Origin of the sequence: Sphingomonas canadensis (genome assembly GCF_026013525.1) — a bacterium.
Taxonomy (GTDB): domain Bacteria; phylum Pseudomonadota; class Alphaproteobacteria; order Sphingomonadales; family Sphingomonadaceae; genus Sphingomonas; species Sphingomonas canadensis.
Map to the genome: position 1 here is coordinate 22,814 of NZ_JAPDRA010000014.1, position 13,925 is coordinate 36,738.

At 68.9% G+C, this 13,925-nt stretch carries 15 protein-coding genes; 5 read left to right on the forward strand and 10 right to left on the reverse strand.

The window, feature by feature from the left end:
- Window positions 1-74 precede the first annotated feature (74 nt).
- Together OM513_RS19540 and OM513_RS19545 are read left to right on the forward strand one after the other, a co-directional pair.
- The gene (locus tag OM513_RS19540) at window positions 75-1,583 is read left to right on the forward strand and encodes a carotenoid oxygenase family protein (RefSeq protein ID WP_264946459.1); all 1,509 of its coding nucleotides are present in this window, start codon (window positions 75-77) and stop codon (window positions 1,581-1,583) included.
- The gene (locus tag OM513_RS19545) at window positions 1,583-2,884 is read left to right on the forward strand and encodes a spinster family MFS transporter (protein WP_264946460.1); all 1,302 of its coding nucleotides are present in this window, start codon (window positions 1,583-1,585) and stop codon (window positions 2,882-2,884) included. Before OM513_RS19540 ends, OM513_RS19545 begins: the two co-directional genes overlap by 1 nt.
- A 20-nt stretch (window positions 2,885-2,904) precedes the next feature.
- Here OM513_RS19545 and OM513_RS19550 read toward each other — a convergent pair whose 3' ends face one another.
- From OM513_RS19550 to OM513_RS19590, 9 genes are read right to left on the reverse strand one after another with little or no spacing between them, the layout of a single operon-like run.
- Window positions 2,905-3,357: a hypothetical protein gene (locus tag OM513_RS19550; RefSeq protein ID WP_264946461.1), complete on the reverse strand. Its 453-nt coding sequence runs from the start codon at window positions 3,355-3,357 to the stop codon at window positions 2,905-2,907.
- A 45-nt stretch (window positions 3,358-3,402) separates the two neighbouring features.
- Window positions 3,403-3,771, reverse strand: a complete 369-nt coding sequence (speD, locus tag OM513_RS19555) for an adenosylmethionine decarboxylase (RefSeq protein WP_264946462.1) — start codon at window positions 3,769-3,771, stop codon at window positions 3,403-3,405.
- Window positions 3,768-5,375, reverse strand: a complete 1,608-nt coding sequence (locus tag OM513_RS19560) for an FAD-dependent oxidoreductase (RefSeq protein WP_264946463.1) — start codon at window positions 5,373-5,375, stop codon at window positions 3,768-3,770. The genes speD and OM513_RS19560 overlap by 4 nt, the downstream gene beginning before the upstream one ends.
- Complete coding sequence (locus OM513_RS19565; protein ID WP_264946464.1) at window positions 5,365-6,897, reverse strand: polyamine aminopropyltransferase; 1,533 nt, start codon at window positions 6,895-6,897, stop codon at window positions 5,365-5,367. The genes OM513_RS19560 and OM513_RS19565 overlap by 11 nt, the downstream gene beginning before the upstream one ends.
- On the reverse strand, window positions 6,890-7,102 hold the full coding sequence (locus OM513_RS19570; protein ID WP_264946465.1) for a DUF350 domain-containing protein: 213 nt from the start codon (window positions 7,100-7,102) through the stop codon (window positions 6,890-6,892). Before OM513_RS19570 ends, OM513_RS19565 begins: the two co-directional genes overlap by 8 nt.
- A 9-nt stretch (window positions 7,103-7,111) precedes the next feature.
- Window positions 7,112-7,264, reverse strand: a complete 153-nt coding sequence (locus tag OM513_RS19575) for a hypothetical protein (protein ID WP_264946466.1) — start codon at window positions 7,262-7,264, stop codon at window positions 7,112-7,114.
- Window positions 7,264-8,616, reverse strand: coding sequence for a DUF4178 domain-containing protein (locus OM513_RS19580; protein ID WP_264946467.1), 1,353 nt, complete (start codon window positions 8,614-8,616; stop codon window positions 7,264-7,266). Before OM513_RS19580 ends, OM513_RS19575 begins: the two co-directional genes overlap by 1 nt.
- Window positions 8,606-9,280 carry a DUF4178 domain-containing protein gene (locus OM513_RS19585; RefSeq protein WP_264946468.1) on the reverse strand — a complete coding sequence of 225 codons (675 nt, stop codon included), beginning with the start codon at window positions 9,278-9,280 and terminating at the stop codon, window positions 8,606-8,608. Before OM513_RS19585 ends, OM513_RS19580 begins: the two co-directional genes overlap by 11 nt.
- A gap of 12 nt (window positions 9,281-9,292) precedes the next feature.
- Complete coding sequence (locus OM513_RS19590) at window positions 9,293-10,285, reverse strand: SPFH domain-containing protein (protein ID WP_264946469.1); 993 nt, start codon at window positions 10,283-10,285, stop codon at window positions 9,293-9,295.
- A gap of 211 nt (window positions 10,286-10,496) precedes the next feature.
- Between OM513_RS19590 and OM513_RS19595 the strand changes: the two genes are divergently transcribed.
- From OM513_RS19595 to OM513_RS19605, 3 genes are read left to right on the forward strand one after another with little or no spacing between them, the layout of a single operon-like run.
- Window positions 10,497-10,901: a hypothetical protein gene (locus tag OM513_RS19595; RefSeq protein ID WP_264946470.1), complete on the forward strand. Its 405-nt coding sequence runs from the start codon at window positions 10,497-10,499 to the stop codon at window positions 10,899-10,901.
- Complete coding sequence (locus OM513_RS19600) at window positions 10,901-11,983, forward strand: hypothetical protein (RefSeq protein WP_264946471.1); 1,083 nt, start codon at window positions 10,901-10,903, stop codon at window positions 11,981-11,983. The genes OM513_RS19595 and OM513_RS19600 overlap by 1 nt, the downstream gene beginning before the upstream one ends.
- A gap of 16 nt (window positions 11,984-11,999) precedes the next feature.
- Window positions 12,000-12,332 (forward strand): hypothetical protein, encoded by a 333-nt coding sequence (locus tag OM513_RS19605; protein ID WP_264946472.1) that lies wholly within the window; start codon window positions 12,000-12,002, stop codon window positions 12,330-12,332.
- On the opposite strand, the gene OM513_RS19610 is transcribed toward OM513_RS19605, so the two are convergent.
- Window positions 12,310-13,890 carry an FAD-binding oxidoreductase gene (locus OM513_RS19610; protein ID WP_264946473.1) on the reverse strand — a complete coding sequence of 527 codons (1,581 nt, stop codon included), beginning with the start codon at window positions 13,888-13,890 and terminating at the stop codon, window positions 12,310-12,312. The genes OM513_RS19605 and OM513_RS19610 overlap by 23 nt on opposite strands.
- Window positions 13,891-13,925: the final 35 nt, after the last annotated feature.

Here is a 13,925-nt window from a genome sequence, read left to right on the forward strand (position 1 = left end):
TGCCTCCGTGACCTGGCGCCGCGCCCTCCCCCGGAGGGCCGGCGCCATCCTTTCAACTCTGCCGGAGGACACGCATGGACGGCACCGCAACCCGAAGCTTTCCGCAGACGATCCATTTCACCGGATCGAACCTGCCCCGGCGGATGGAGATTTCCGTCCGCGACCTGGCAGTGGAAGGCACGATCCCGCCGGAGATCGACGGCGCCTTCTTCCGCGCCGTGCCCGACAATGCCCATCCGCCGATGTACGACGACGATATCGCGCTCAACGCCGACGGGATGATCGCCCGGTTCGATATCCGCGGCGGCACGGTCGATTTCGATATCCGCTATGTCGAGACAGACCGCTATCGCGCGGAAAAGACCGCCCGGCGTGCGCTGTTCGGCCGCTATCGCAACCCCTTCACCGACGATCCCTCCGTCGCTGGCATGGACCGCACCGTGGCCAACACCACCCCGGTGTGGCACGCGGGCCGGCTGTTCATGACCAAGGAGGACGGGCTGGGGCATGAGATCAATCCGCACAGCCTGCGCACCATTGGCAAATGGAGCTATGGCGGCGCGCTGCGTTCGCCCACCTTCACCGCCCATCCCCGGATCGACGATGCGACCGGCGAGCTGTTCTTCTTCGGCTATGAGGCGGGCGGGCTCTGCTCCACCGACGTCGCCTATTGCATCGCCGACCGGAATGGCGAGCTGGTATCCGAGCAATGGTTCCAGCAGCCTTATTGCGCGACGATCCACGATTTCGTGATCACCGGCCGCTACGCCATCTTCCCGATATTCCCCACCACCGCCGATCTGGACCGGCTGAAGGCCGGCGGGGCGCATTGGGCGCACCGGCAGGATTTGGAAAGCTGGATCGGCATCATGCCGCGCTATGGCAAGGTGGAGGAGATGCGCTGGATCAAGGGTCCCGTGGGCGTCTCCGCGTTCCATGAGGTCAATGCCTTCGACGACGGCGACCTGGTCCACATCGACATCTGCCTGACGCACACCAACGCCTTCCCCTTCATGCGCGAGGCGGGCGGCATCCACATCGCGCAGCAGGAGGTGCGCGGCGCGCTGACCCGCTGGACGATCGACATGGCGAGCGCCGATCCCCGCATCGAGGAACGGCCGATCGGCCCGCCCGGCGATCTGCCGCGCATCGCCGACAGCGATCAGGGTCGGCCATATAACCACGCCTGGTACGTCAGCATGAACCCGAACGGCGGCCCGCCGATGCCGGGCGGCCCGGTGGGCGCCAACTTCAACTGCCTGATCCGGCTGAAAACCGGCAACGGCCATGTCGAGTTGCTCGGCCTGCCCCCCGGCGCCGCGATCAGCGAGCCGGTGCATGTCCCATCGGCCCGCGCCGGGCACGACGGCTGGCTGCTCAGCGTGGTCGATATCCCCGTCGATCCCGATCCGGCGCGGCAGGTGCCCGGCGAATACCGGTCGGAGCTGTGGGTGATCGACGCGGGCGACGTCGCCGCCGGGCCTGTGGCACGGGTCCGCACCGGAATGGCGCTGCGCAGCCAGGTCCACGGAACCTGGGTGAGCCGCGCCCGGCTGGACAACTCGGTGCTGCGGCCGGATTGATGCGCGATGGTACCGGCGTGAAGGGCGACACGAAGGGCGATTGGCAGCCGGCGACCATCTATTCGCTCGGCTTCCTCACGCTGATCGCCACCTTCAACTATCTCGATCGCTCGCTGCTGGGCCTCGCGCTGCCCGCGATCAAGGCGGAGATGCATGTCTCCGATACGGTGCTGGGGCTCGTCTCCGGGCTGGCCTTCGTGCTCTTCTACTCGATCCTGGGCGTGCCGATCGCCTGGGCGGCGGATCGCTGGAACCGGCGCAACATCATCGCGACCGGTTTCGCCTTCTGGAGCCTGATGACCGCGCTTTCGGGCATGGTGGGCAATATCTGGCAGCTCGCCATCGCCCGGTTCCTGATGGGCGCGGGCGAAGCGGCGGGGCTGGCGCCCTCTTCCTCGATGATATCGGACCTGTTCCGCGCGCGGCGCCGCCCGCTGGCGATGGCGATCTTCGGCACCTCCAGCGCGATCGCGGGAATAGCCTTCTTCCCGATCATCGGATGGATCGGCCAGCATCACGGCTGGCGCTCGATGTTCCTGGTGTCGGGCATTCCCGGCGTGCTGCTCGCGCTGATCTTCCTTCTCACCGTCCGCGAGCCCGCGCGCGGCGGCAGGGACGAGGCCGCCGCTCCCGCCCGCCCCGCCGGAATCGCCGAAACGGCGCGCTTCCTGGCCGGTTCGCGCGCCTATCTGCTGCTGGTCGCGGGGGCGACCTTCATGGGCGCCAATCTGTTCGCGGCCGCGGCCTGGGCGCCCACCTTCCTGGCGCGCGTCCACGGCATGAGCCTGAGCGAGATCGCGGTGGCGCTGGGCACGGTGCGCGGGGCGCTGGCGACGCTGGGGATCCTGACCGCGGGCGTGCTGATCGACCGGCTGGGGCGTGACCGGCCGAAGGTGCGCGCGCGCATTCCCGCCATCGCCTGCTTCGTCGCGGGGCCGGCGGAGGCGCTGTTCCTGCTCGGCGAGCCAGGGTGGCTATGGATGACGGGCTTCGCCTTCTCCAGCCTGTTCGTGCTCGCCTATCAGGGGCCGGCCTTCGCGCTGGGGATGAGCGTGGTGCGTGCGCCGATGCGCGCGGTGGCGACCTCGATCATGGTCTTTTCCGCCGCGCTGCTGGGCCAGGTGTTCGGGCCGCTGATCGTGGGCATGCTCAACGACGCGATGGCGCCGGAGCTGGGCGCGAAGGCGGTGCGTTATTCGATGCTGGTCGGTGCGATCACGCCGGTGTTGGCGGGCGTGATGTTCTGGCTGGCGGGCAACCGGATCGAGGCGGACGCCGCCCGCGCCTCGGCCCCGGCCTGACGCACGCGGCGGCGCGGACCCTATGGCAGCGGGGTGACCAGCACCGAAGCGGGCGGGGCATCGTCCGCGCCCGGCTTCCAGCTCAGCTTCACGCGCCGCGTGCGCGATCCGATCTCGCCGCTCGCGTCGTCCATCGTGCTTTCGTTCAGCTCCAGCGTGACCTGCCCCGGCGCTTCGGCGACCACGCTATAGTCGAGGAAATCGCCGATCTTGAACACGCTCCAGCCATCGGCGGGCGATCCGAAGAAGGCGATATAGGTGTAGAGCCCGTTCATCGCCGGATCGCCGCCCGCGGTGCCGAACAGCTTCACGGTCGTTTCCTGTTTTTCCAGTTCGGTAAGCTTCACCACTGCGGCGCTCGACTGGAGCGTCTCGTCGGTGTCGGGGGCCAGGTTTTCGGAGCCGGTCTGCGCCCATGCGGGCAGCGGCGCGGCGATGGCGGCGGCGGTAAGTGCGATGGCAAGGCTAAGCATCCGATCTCCCCGATTCGGTCGTGACGCAACCGTCATAGCATGGGCTCAGGCCAGAAGCCCCGCATAGCGCCGCGCCAGCAGCGTGCGGTGCGTCACCCGCCCGCCCAGCATCGCCACAATCGTCTCCAGCGCCGCCTCGATCCCGTCCGGCCGGCCGCACATGAAGATATCGACGCAGGCGGTGCCATATTCGGGCCAGCTATGGATCGAGATGTGCGATTCCGCGAGCAGCGCCACGCCCGTAACCCCCTGCCCCGCCCCGAAGGCATGGAGCCGGACCTCGAGCAGCGTCGCGCCCGCCGCCGCGGCTGCTTCGGTCAGGCAGCGTTCGATCCAGGCCGCGTCGTCCAGCCGGCTGCAGCCCGCCAGGTCGGCGATCAGATGTTGGCCTTCGCGGGGCGGGGAAACGGTCACAGCAAAGTCTCATGGGCATGGCCGAGGTGCGCCATCGCGGCCTCGGCGGCGTGGACGCCGCGATAATGCGCTTCCTCGAACAGGGACAGCCCGCTGATGTCGCTATGCGCCAGGAACAGCGGCGGTGCGGGCGGCGCGGCGTCAGCGCGATCGAGGAAACCGGGCACCGGGCGGATCATCGCATGACCCCAGCGCCACAGGTCGATGCGGCGGATCGCGCCCTCCAGCTCCGGGTTCGACACCAGCAGGTCGTCGCGCACGATCCGCTTCCATTCCTCCGCCGGCCGATCGACCAGCAGGCGGCGCGCATCGGCGGGCGCCATATCCGACAGCGGCAGATACCAGGTCAGCACCGTCCCCGCGCTGATCGCCGCGGGCCCCTGATGCGTCGCGACGACATAGCCCAGCGCCTCGCTCGCCGCCGAGACATTGTCCCAGGCCAGCGGCACGCCCCGGCCGCGCGGCATCCGGTCCACGGTAACGTTGGCGACCAGCCAGGGCGCATAGCCGAAGCCCTCCGTCCCGCCCGCCTCCGGACAGACGCGCGCAGCCACGAAGCGCGGCATCGCCAGGATCGCGGCGCGCGCGCTCAGCCGCACCGTATCGCCGCGCCGCGCGTCGAAGGCGTCGATGGCCAGGCCGTCGCCGTCGCGCGCGACACGGTGGACGATCATCCCCGGCGCGATCCGCCCGCCCAGCCGCTCCGCCATGCCGCGCGCCAGCCGGGCGTTGCCCTCCGGCCAGGTCAGCTCGTTGCCGCCTGCCCCGTCCGCCGCCCAGCCGCGCCGCGCCGCGAAATAATGGATTCCGGCCCAGGCGGAGACGTCCCCCGGCTCGGTGCCGTAATCGTCGCGCATCGCATAGCGGACGTGCGCCCGCAGCACCGGCGAGCGCCAGCCCTGCGCATCGAGCCAGGCGGCGAAGCTCTGCCGGTCGAGCGCGCGCAGCTCCGCATCACGCGAGCTATAGGCCATGGGCACGGCGAAGGCGGGGCGCCCGTCGCTGCCCGTCCGCGCGGAGAACCCCGCCATCGCCTGCTGGAAGGCGGCAAGGTCGCGCCGGTCGGCGGGGCTCAGGCCGGTGCGCGGGATCAACCCTTCCTGCCAGCGTCCCTGCCAGAAGATCCGCTCCTGAAGGTCGGCGCAGAGCTGGGCGGGATCATAGACGGGCACGCCGTCGCGATCGCCCGTGATCATGCCGAGCTGGCGGAGCATCAGCCGCAGCGCCCCCGCCTCGCGGTTCGGCACCGGCAGATAATGGGCGCCGAGCGGATAGGCGGAGACTGCGTTGGCCCCGCCGCGCGCGTTGCCGCCGATACTGTCCTCCAGCTCCAGCAGCCGGAAGCCGCCGAACTCCGCCTCCGCCAGCCGCCACCCGGCCGCCAGGCCCGCGATGCCGCCGCCCGCGATCACCACCTCCGCCTTCTCGAACCGGCCAGGCGCCGGGAAGCCGCCGTCGCGCAGCCGGTGCCCGCGCACCATGTCCGCGCCCGCCAGCTCGCCGGGCGGCAGCGGCGGATCGCGCAGCGCCAGCGCCCCCGCGCCGCCAGCGCAGACCACCGCCCCCGCCCCGATGCCCAGCACCGCGCGCCGGTCAGCCTTCATATTTGCCCCAGGCCTCGGCGAACTCGCGCACCAGTATCTGGTTGTCGAGCCGGTTCACCCCGGTGGGGCGCCGCGCCATATCCGGCGGGAAGTCATAGAGCTGCGGCTCGGTCGCCGCGGTCAGGAACCGGCCCTCGGGGAAGCGCGCCTGGGCGGGAATCGCGCCCCTGGCCGCCAGGATGAAACCCCATTCGCCGAAGCTGGGGACATAGGCGTGATAGCCCCGTGCCGTCAGGCCTGCGGCCTCGATGGTGGTCGCCACGGTCCAATATGCCTTGGGCGCGACCAGCGGCGAGGTGCTCTGCACCACCATCATCCCGCCGGGCGCCAGCAGCCGCGCGGCGGCGCGATAGAAAGTCTCGGTATAAAGCTTGCCGATCGAATAATCGACGGGATCGGGGAAATCGACGATGATCGCGTCATAGCTGCCGGTCGCCTCGCGCGCCCAGCGAAAGCCGTCGGCGTTGATCACGCGAGTGCGCGGATCGGTAAGCGATCCCTTGTTCAGCGCGGTCAGCATGCCGCTCTTCTGGAACAATCCGGTCATGCCGGGGTCCAGGTCCACCAGCGTCAGGCTGCGCACCTGGGGGTATCGCAGCACCTCGCGCGCGGCCAGCCCGTCGCCGCCGCCCAGGATCAGCACGTTGCGCGGGTCCGCCACCCGCCCCATCGCCGGATGCACCAGCGCCTCGTGATAGCGATATTCGTCGCGCGACGAGAATTGGAGGTTGCCGTTGAGGTAAAGCCGCAGGTCGGCGTCGCGCCGGGTGATCACGATCCGCTGGAAGCGCGTCGATTCGGCATAGATCACCGGCTCGCCATAGCCCGCCACCTCCGCCCAGCGCTGGAGCCGGTCCGAAGCCGCGAAGCCCGCCGCCAGCGCGATCAGGATCAGCACCGCCGCCACCCTCTCCATCCTCAGCCGCCCGCCGCGCGGCAGCACCATCAGCAGCGCCAGCGCGACCGCCGCGTTGAGGAACCCGAAGGCGAACCCCGTCCGGATCATCCCCAGATAGGGCATCAGCACCAGCGGGAAGAGCAGCGACGCCGCCAGCGCGCCGACATAATCGAAGGTAAGGACGTTGGAGACCACCTCGCGGAAATCGAAGCCGCGCAGGATTCGGATCAGCAGCGGAATCTCCAGCCCCACCAGGAAGCCGATCGCCAGCACCAGCCCATAGAGCGCGACACGGAAGTGATCGACGATCGGAAACAGCAGGAACAGCCCCGCCGCCGAGAATCCGCCCAGCACCGCGATCAGCAGCTCGACACGGACGAACAGCCGCAGCTCGTCGCGCTTCACATAGCGCGAGCACCAGCTCCCCATGCCCATCGCGAACAGATAGCTGCCGATCACCGTGGAGAACTGGGTGACGCTGTCGCCCAGCAGATAGCTGGCCAGCGTGCTCGCCAGCAGTTCGTAGATCAGCCCGCAGGTCGCCACCACGAAGGCGGATGCGAGCAGCGCCGCGGCGGGCGCGGACGCGAAGGTGCGGGTTGTGGCCGGATCGCCTTCAGCCATGAATCGCGGCGGCGACGATGATCGCCAGCCCGATCGCCACCGCGCCAGCGAAGATCGCCACCGCGACATTCTGCTTCTTCTCGATCTCTTCCCACAGCTTGCCGGGGGTAAGCAGGTCGAGGATCACGAAGCCGATGACGAAAACCACCATGCCGACAGCGGCATAGAGCAAGGTGCTGAGAAAGGCCGGAAGCGTGGTATCCATGTCCAACTCCTATTTGTGGGTGGGGCCGTAGATGCCCGCGCGCGCGCCGCCATGCGCGCGTCCGCCCTCGGCAAAGGGCGAGTAGCCGAAGATGCCCGCGGCCAGGAAGCCGGCGATCACCGCCAGACACCATAGCGCGTAGAAGAAGGTGCCGCGGCCCATCAGTCCTCCTCATCCTCACTCGTCCGGAACAGCGCGGCCGCGCCGGTCGGATCGAAATCGCTTTCGCCCTGGCGCGCCTGCTCGAAGCGGACATGACGGAACAGGCCCCACAGCAGCGGCAGCAGCAGCAGGATCGCGGCGACGATCAGGTTGGCGCCGTAAAGGCCGCCGGTGCGCACCAGGATGCCCACGCGCGGCGCATTGCCTGCGTCCATCCATCCGTCGAACGTCTGCTGATAGCCGCCGTCCCACTTGTTGCCGCGATATTCGACGATCAGGTCGTATTCGCCCCGCGGCACGCTCGCCATCGAGACCTGCGAAGCGCGCGATCCCTCGCTCCACGCCCCGTCGGAATCGACACCGTTATAGCGTTCGGCGGCGCCATAGGCCTCGTACACCTTCTGGTCGGCGCGGTTGACCAGCGAATAATCCAGATCGAGCCAGCCGTTCTCCAGCCGCGGCACCTCCGCGCGGATCTCGACGCGCTGATAGGGCCGGTCGAAACGCAACGGCCCAATGGTCACGGTCTGCTCGCCGGTGACGCCGGCGGAAACGGGAAACCATCCCGCATCGCTCCAGCGTCCGCCCGCGAAGAAGACCATCAGCAACAGCAGGAAGCCGAGCGCGGCGCCCGCGACCTTCAGGCCCGTGCCGAGCCAGGCGCGGTGCGGCGAAACCATGTGCGGCGGCGGCGGCCAGGGCCGGCGCGGCACCCCGCTTACGCCGAATTCCGCCATCTCGGCGGGCGTCAGCAGCTTCAGCAGCGTCCAGCTCACCTCATTGGCGTTGCTCTCGCGCGAGAGCATCCAGCCCGGGCCTGCCCATTCGGCGGACGCGACCCGCTCGCCCGCGGCGACCCGCCAGTAGAATTCGCCGATCACGCGATCCACCTGCACCTCGCGCTCGGCGAAGAAGCGGCGGAACTCCATGTCGCCGATGCACAGCGTGTCATAGGTCAGGTAACCCGGCGTCATCGTCAGCAGCTCGCCGAAGCTCCAGCTCTGCCCGTCGGTGACCAGCCAGCGATAGCCGTAATAGGGATTGAACAGCAGATATTCTTCCCACGGCCAGGCGCCGTAGATCGAACGATCGAGGTGCCCGATCACCTCCCATTCGATGCCGTCATAGGTGCCACGCGTGCCGAGCGGGATGTCCAGCCCGGCGGCCATCTCATGATATTCGGTGATCAGCTTCACCGCGGCGTCGTTGACGTCCAGGATGCTGCCGCACGAGGGGCAGCCGACCGTGACCGAATATCCGGCCGCGCGCAGCGTTACCGCCGATCCGCACGACGGGCAGTTGAGCGCACGCACCGCGGGCTGCGGCCGCGGCGGGATCGCGTCAGCTTGCATAGGCCGGCATCCCCCAACCCTCTATCGCGCGCAGCCCGGAAGGTTCCAGATCGCCGAGCAGCACGTAGCGGCCGGTGTAGAAGGTCGCCTCGTCGCGGTCGCGCTGCAGCGTGGCGCATTCGCCCGCCGGCCCCTTCAGGTCCACGCTATACACGCGCCAGCCCGGGGGCGCGGTGAAGGGCAGTTCCCCCTCGGCGGCGATGCACAGCACGTCGCGCGCGTCGCTCACCTGGTATTTGACGCCGCCATGCTGGGCTTCGACGCCCGGCACTGCCTCGCCACCCTCGATCACGCGGCGCAGCGCCTTGGCCCGCACGCGCGCAACCGGCTCCTCGCGCAGCAGCATGAACAGCCCCATGGCGTCGCCCAGCCAGCCATAGGATCCGTCCTGGAACAGCAGCAGCCATTCGTTCCACGATCCGTCGGTCCATGCCCAGCGCACGCGGCCGACCACCTCGAACCCGATGCCGTCCGCGCGGCCGCGCATGCCGATCCGCACCGGGCTGACGTCGAACGGCAGCGCCGCCGCCTTGCCCACGGCGGATACGCCCGCGTCGTTGCGGACGAGCAGCGACTGGCAATAGTCGCATACCCGGCACGGCAGCGCCGGCGAACGGAACACGGCCTGAGCGCCGCAGTTCGGGCAGTTTAGGGTCAGCGTCATCGGTGCTGAGGCTTAGCGGATGCGCCCCAGCAGCTCGGCCTTCTTCGCGTCGAACTCGGCCTGGGTGATCGCGCCCGCCGTCATCAGCTTGTGCAGCTTCTCGATCTGGGCGAACGCATCGTCGCCACCACCCGCTGGCGCAGCCGCCGCGCCGCCGCCGATGCCGCCCGCCATCGCCTGACCGATCGCCAGCCCCGCCGCGGCGCCCGCGCCAACGCCCGCCACGCCGCCAGACTGTTCGGCCGCCGTTTCGATCGCCCGGGCGCTCTGGAAGCGGACGAAGCGGTCCAGGTCGCCCACCACCCGCATCGAGCTGGCCTTGTCGAGATGCGCCTGCACCTCCTCGGGCAACGACACGCTCTCGACGAAGAAGCTGGTGCAGGCCAGGCCCCATTGCGCGAAGGCGGGCTCCACCGCGGCGCGCAGCCGTTCGGAAAGCGCGGCCTGGTTGCCCGCCAGATCGATGAACGCGATCTCCCCGCCGCCCAGCGCGCTGGCCAGCGCGGTGGCGATCACGCCGCGAAGCTGGGGCTCCAGATCGGACACGGTCAGCCGGTCGAGCGATCCCATCATCTTCGTGGCGAAGGCGGCGACATTCTCGACGCGGAAACCATAGCTGCCGAAGGCGCGGATGCGCAGCGGCCCGAATTCCTTGTCGCGCACGGTGATCGGCTGCTGCGTGCCCCATTTGAGGCCCGCCTGCTCCTTCTGCGAGAAGAAATAGACATCGGCCTTGAACGGGGACTTGAACGCCTTGTCCCAGTTCATCAGCGCGGTCAGCAGCGGGAGGTTCGCCGTTTCCAGCTTGTGCAGGCCGGGGAAGAAGGCGTCGGCGAGCTGGCCCTCGTTGTAGAACAGCGCCGTCTGCCCCGCACGCACGGTGAGCTGCGCGCCGTTCTGGATCTCGCGGTCCTGCATCGGATAGCGCAGCGCGAGCACGCCGGGCTCGTCCACCCAGTCGATGACGTCGACGAACTGCTTCGACAGGAAATCGAGAATGCCCATCAATCTTCTCCCTCAGCACCGAAGATTATCGCGTTTGCGGGCTGACAGAAACAGTAATCGGACGGGCGGCCCGGCAAATCGGCGGGACGCGGGCGGCCCGGGATAGTTGTGGCGAGGGCCTGCGCGAAGCTTTATGTCTCGGTTGAGGGATCGGGGCGCCGGCCATGGTTCCGTACCCAAAGGCGAAGGGCCAAGGCGGAGGACAAAGCGCATGGATGGTCTGCGGCGGTTCGGCTGGGCATATTTCGCGCTGTTCGTGGCGGTGGTGGTCAGCGGCTTCGTGCCCGCGTTCAACGATGCCGAGGGGCGGCAGTTCGGGCTGTTCACGCTCGATCTCTACGATCATGCGCTCCACCTCTTCTCCGGCCTGTGGGCGGGGATCGCAGCGCTGGTCTCGCGCGGGGCCACGCGCTCCTATTTCCGGCTGTTCGGCCCGCTCTATTTCCTGGACGGCGTGCTGGGGCTGGCGACGGGCAGCGGCTATCTGGACCTCGGCATCTTCCTCTACGGCCCGCTCGATCTGCCGCTTGAGACGCGCTTCTTCGCCAATCTGCCGCATCTGGTGATCGGCGGGTTCGCCGCCTGGGTCGGCTATATCTACGCGCGGGAACGCTGATGCTGCTGCGGCTGCTGCGCTGGACCGGGGGGCTGCTGTTCGGACTGCTGGTGCTGGGCGCGATCCCGATCGTCTATGTCGAGACGCAATGCACCGCCCCGCCCAATGGCTGGCAGGCGGCGGCGCCCTATCGATCGGTACTGCCCAGCGACACCGGCAAGCGGCCGGAGGCGCGGACCTGGCTGACCTATCCCGAATGGTACATCGTCTATTCCGCGGAGAGCTATGGCCGCTACCTCGCCGCCGGAAAGCCGCCGAGCGGCTTTTCCTACCTGCGCCAGATCGGCGGATTCTGGAGCGGGCTGTGCGCCGTCAATCGCGCCGCGGGCAGCGCCGAGGCGGGCGATGCCAAGGTGATGCTCTACACCATCGGCCTCAGCTTCACCGCGGAGATGGCGATCAAGGGCGCCTATGAGAATGTCTTCGGCCGGATCAGCGAATGGATCGGCGGGTGGAAGAGCGCCAATGATCGCTATTCGGCCGAGATATGGCAGCGCTACGGCGCCTTCATGCACGAGACGCCCTGGTATCAGTTCGGCTTTCTCGATGCGCTGAAGGGGCTGTGGCGGACCGAAAGCGCGTCCGCGCCCTATCGCAACTGGGAACGGCGGCTGGCGCTTTCCACCGAGTTCGGGATCAAGTCCGCCTATGGCGGCGCGATCGGCTTCGCGTCGAACAACGCGCTGGGGCCGGCGCAGCTCAGCGTCCCGCTGGTGCTGGGCGGCACGCCCCAGGCGATCGCCGCCGCCGATCCGCGGCTGAAGCTCAACGGGCTGTTGCCCGGCGGCCTCGCCGCGGTGGAGGCACCGCGCTACGCCCAGCTCACCGATGCGCTGGTGAAGCTCTCCGCCACGCCGGTCGAGCTGTTCGAGATCGCAGGCAACGACGATGTGCTGCTGACGGTGATCGCGCCCGATGCCGCCGCTGTGCCCCAGGGCAGCCACGGGCTGTTCGCCGAACCGCTGGACGACCGGCCCGGCTGGCGGCGGCTGGGGCTGGCGGTGAAGGTGCCCCGCCTGCTCGCCACGATCCGCGAGGCGCGCGCCGCCGGGATCGAGATCGAGCATGTCTACGACTATTGAAGACAGTCCGCCCTTGTTGGCGGAACCCGCACCTGCCCGCAGGAACCGGACAGGCTCCGGGAACCAGGCCGCGCTGCTCCTGCTGGTGCTGCTGGTGTGGGCGCTGATCCTGCTGGCGCTGCCCTTCGTCGGGCCGGCCGGACGGCAGGTGGCGGTGGTGGGCGATGCCGCGCGCAGCCTGAACGCCATCCGCACCGCAGGCGGCGAGGTGGTGGAGATGCGCGAAGGCGCGATCCTGGCGCGATCGGATCGCCCCGGCTTCGCGCTGGCGCTCTATCGCGCGGGGGCGCCGCTGGTGCTGGAGGGCCGCATCGGCGCGAGCTGCTTCACGACGAAGCCGGGGCGCTGAACGCGGGCGCATAGCGCGCGTACCAGCTATTGGAGAAGGCCTCGCCCGGATCCCACTTGCGCTTCGCCGCGAAGAAGTCGCGGATCTCCGGATAGCTCCGCTCAAGCTGCGCGGGGGTATAGTGGAGCTGATAGGGCAGGAAGAAGCGCCCGCCGTTCGCCGCGGAAAGATCGATCAGGTCGCTGGTGATCTTCGCCATGGCCGCCTGCCCCTCCGGCGAAACCGGCTGGTTGATGTACAGCACCACCGAAAAGGCCGGCGCGGGGGCATAGCTCAGCGCATTGTCCTCGGTGTCCACGACGCGGATCGAGGCGTTGAGCAGGTTGGTCTTCTGCTCCCGGAACAGCGCGCGCATCCCGTCGACAAAGGGGATCAGCCGGTCGCGCGGGATGAAATATTCGTGGAGGATGTCGGTCTCGCGCGGCAGGTTGTTGCGCAGATAGGCGACGCTGTCGTGCATCGGATCGTTGCGCGACACCAGGCACGCCTCCCCGCTGCCGCTCGCCTGGGCGCGGGTGACGGTGCAGCTTTCGAACCGGTGCTCCAGATTCTTCTCGGACCACCATTTGAACGACGCGAACAAGTTGCCGCGCTTGGCCAGGTTGATCGTCAGGCGGCGCATCTTGGTCGACGCCACCTCGCTCAGCGGCGGGCGGACCAGCCCCGCGCCGTCCACCTTGTGATAGCTGTAGACGAGCGCTTCCTGCAGCAGCGATCCCGGCGCGGTGGAAAGATGGGTGTAGGTAAGGCCCACCCCCGGATCGCCCTGAAGCTTCGCGAAGACTTCCGGGAAGTCGCGATAGCCGATCAACTGGCGTTCCGAACGATAGATGTCGTTGGGCACCACCTCCAGCTCGGCCGACAGGATCAGGCCGAACAGCCCGTATCCGCCCACGACATGGCGGAACAGATCGGGCTCCACCTCGCGCGATGCGGTGACGATGCTGCCGTCGGCCAGCATCACGCGCAGGCTGCGGATCGAACGCATCAGCGCGCCCGCCTGATGATCCATCCCGTGCGCGTTGACCGATATCGATCCGCCCACGGTGAAGATGTCGGTCGACTGCATCGACTTGACGGCGAAGCGCGGGTGGATCGCGTTCTGGATGTCGTGCCAGGTCGCGCCCGCGCCCACGGTGATGGTGCGCGCCGCGGCATCCAGCCGGATCGCGTTCATCGATCGCATGTCGAGCATCACCCCGCCCTTGCGGAACGCCTGCCCGCCCATGCTGTGCTTCACGCCGGCGGCGGAGACGGTGAGCCCCTTGGCCCGGGCATAGGCCAGCGCCTCGCCAACCTCCGCCTCGCTGCGCGGGCGCACCACGCCGGCGACTTCGGTGCGGCTGAGGCAGCTCGCGTCGTTCACGGTGCCGCCCCGCTGCGCCCATCTGGGCTCCGCCACCTTGTCCGCGACGGGCTTCAGCGCCGGGACATCGGGCAGCCCGGCCATGCAATCCTTCTCGCCCTCCGGATCGGCGGCGAGAACCATCAGCCAGGGCGTGACCCCTGCGATCGCGATCGCCAGCGCCGACGCGGTGATCAGCAGGGCCTTCTTCATCGCGCTTCCTTCCCCCCTGGGTGCGGCTGCCCCGC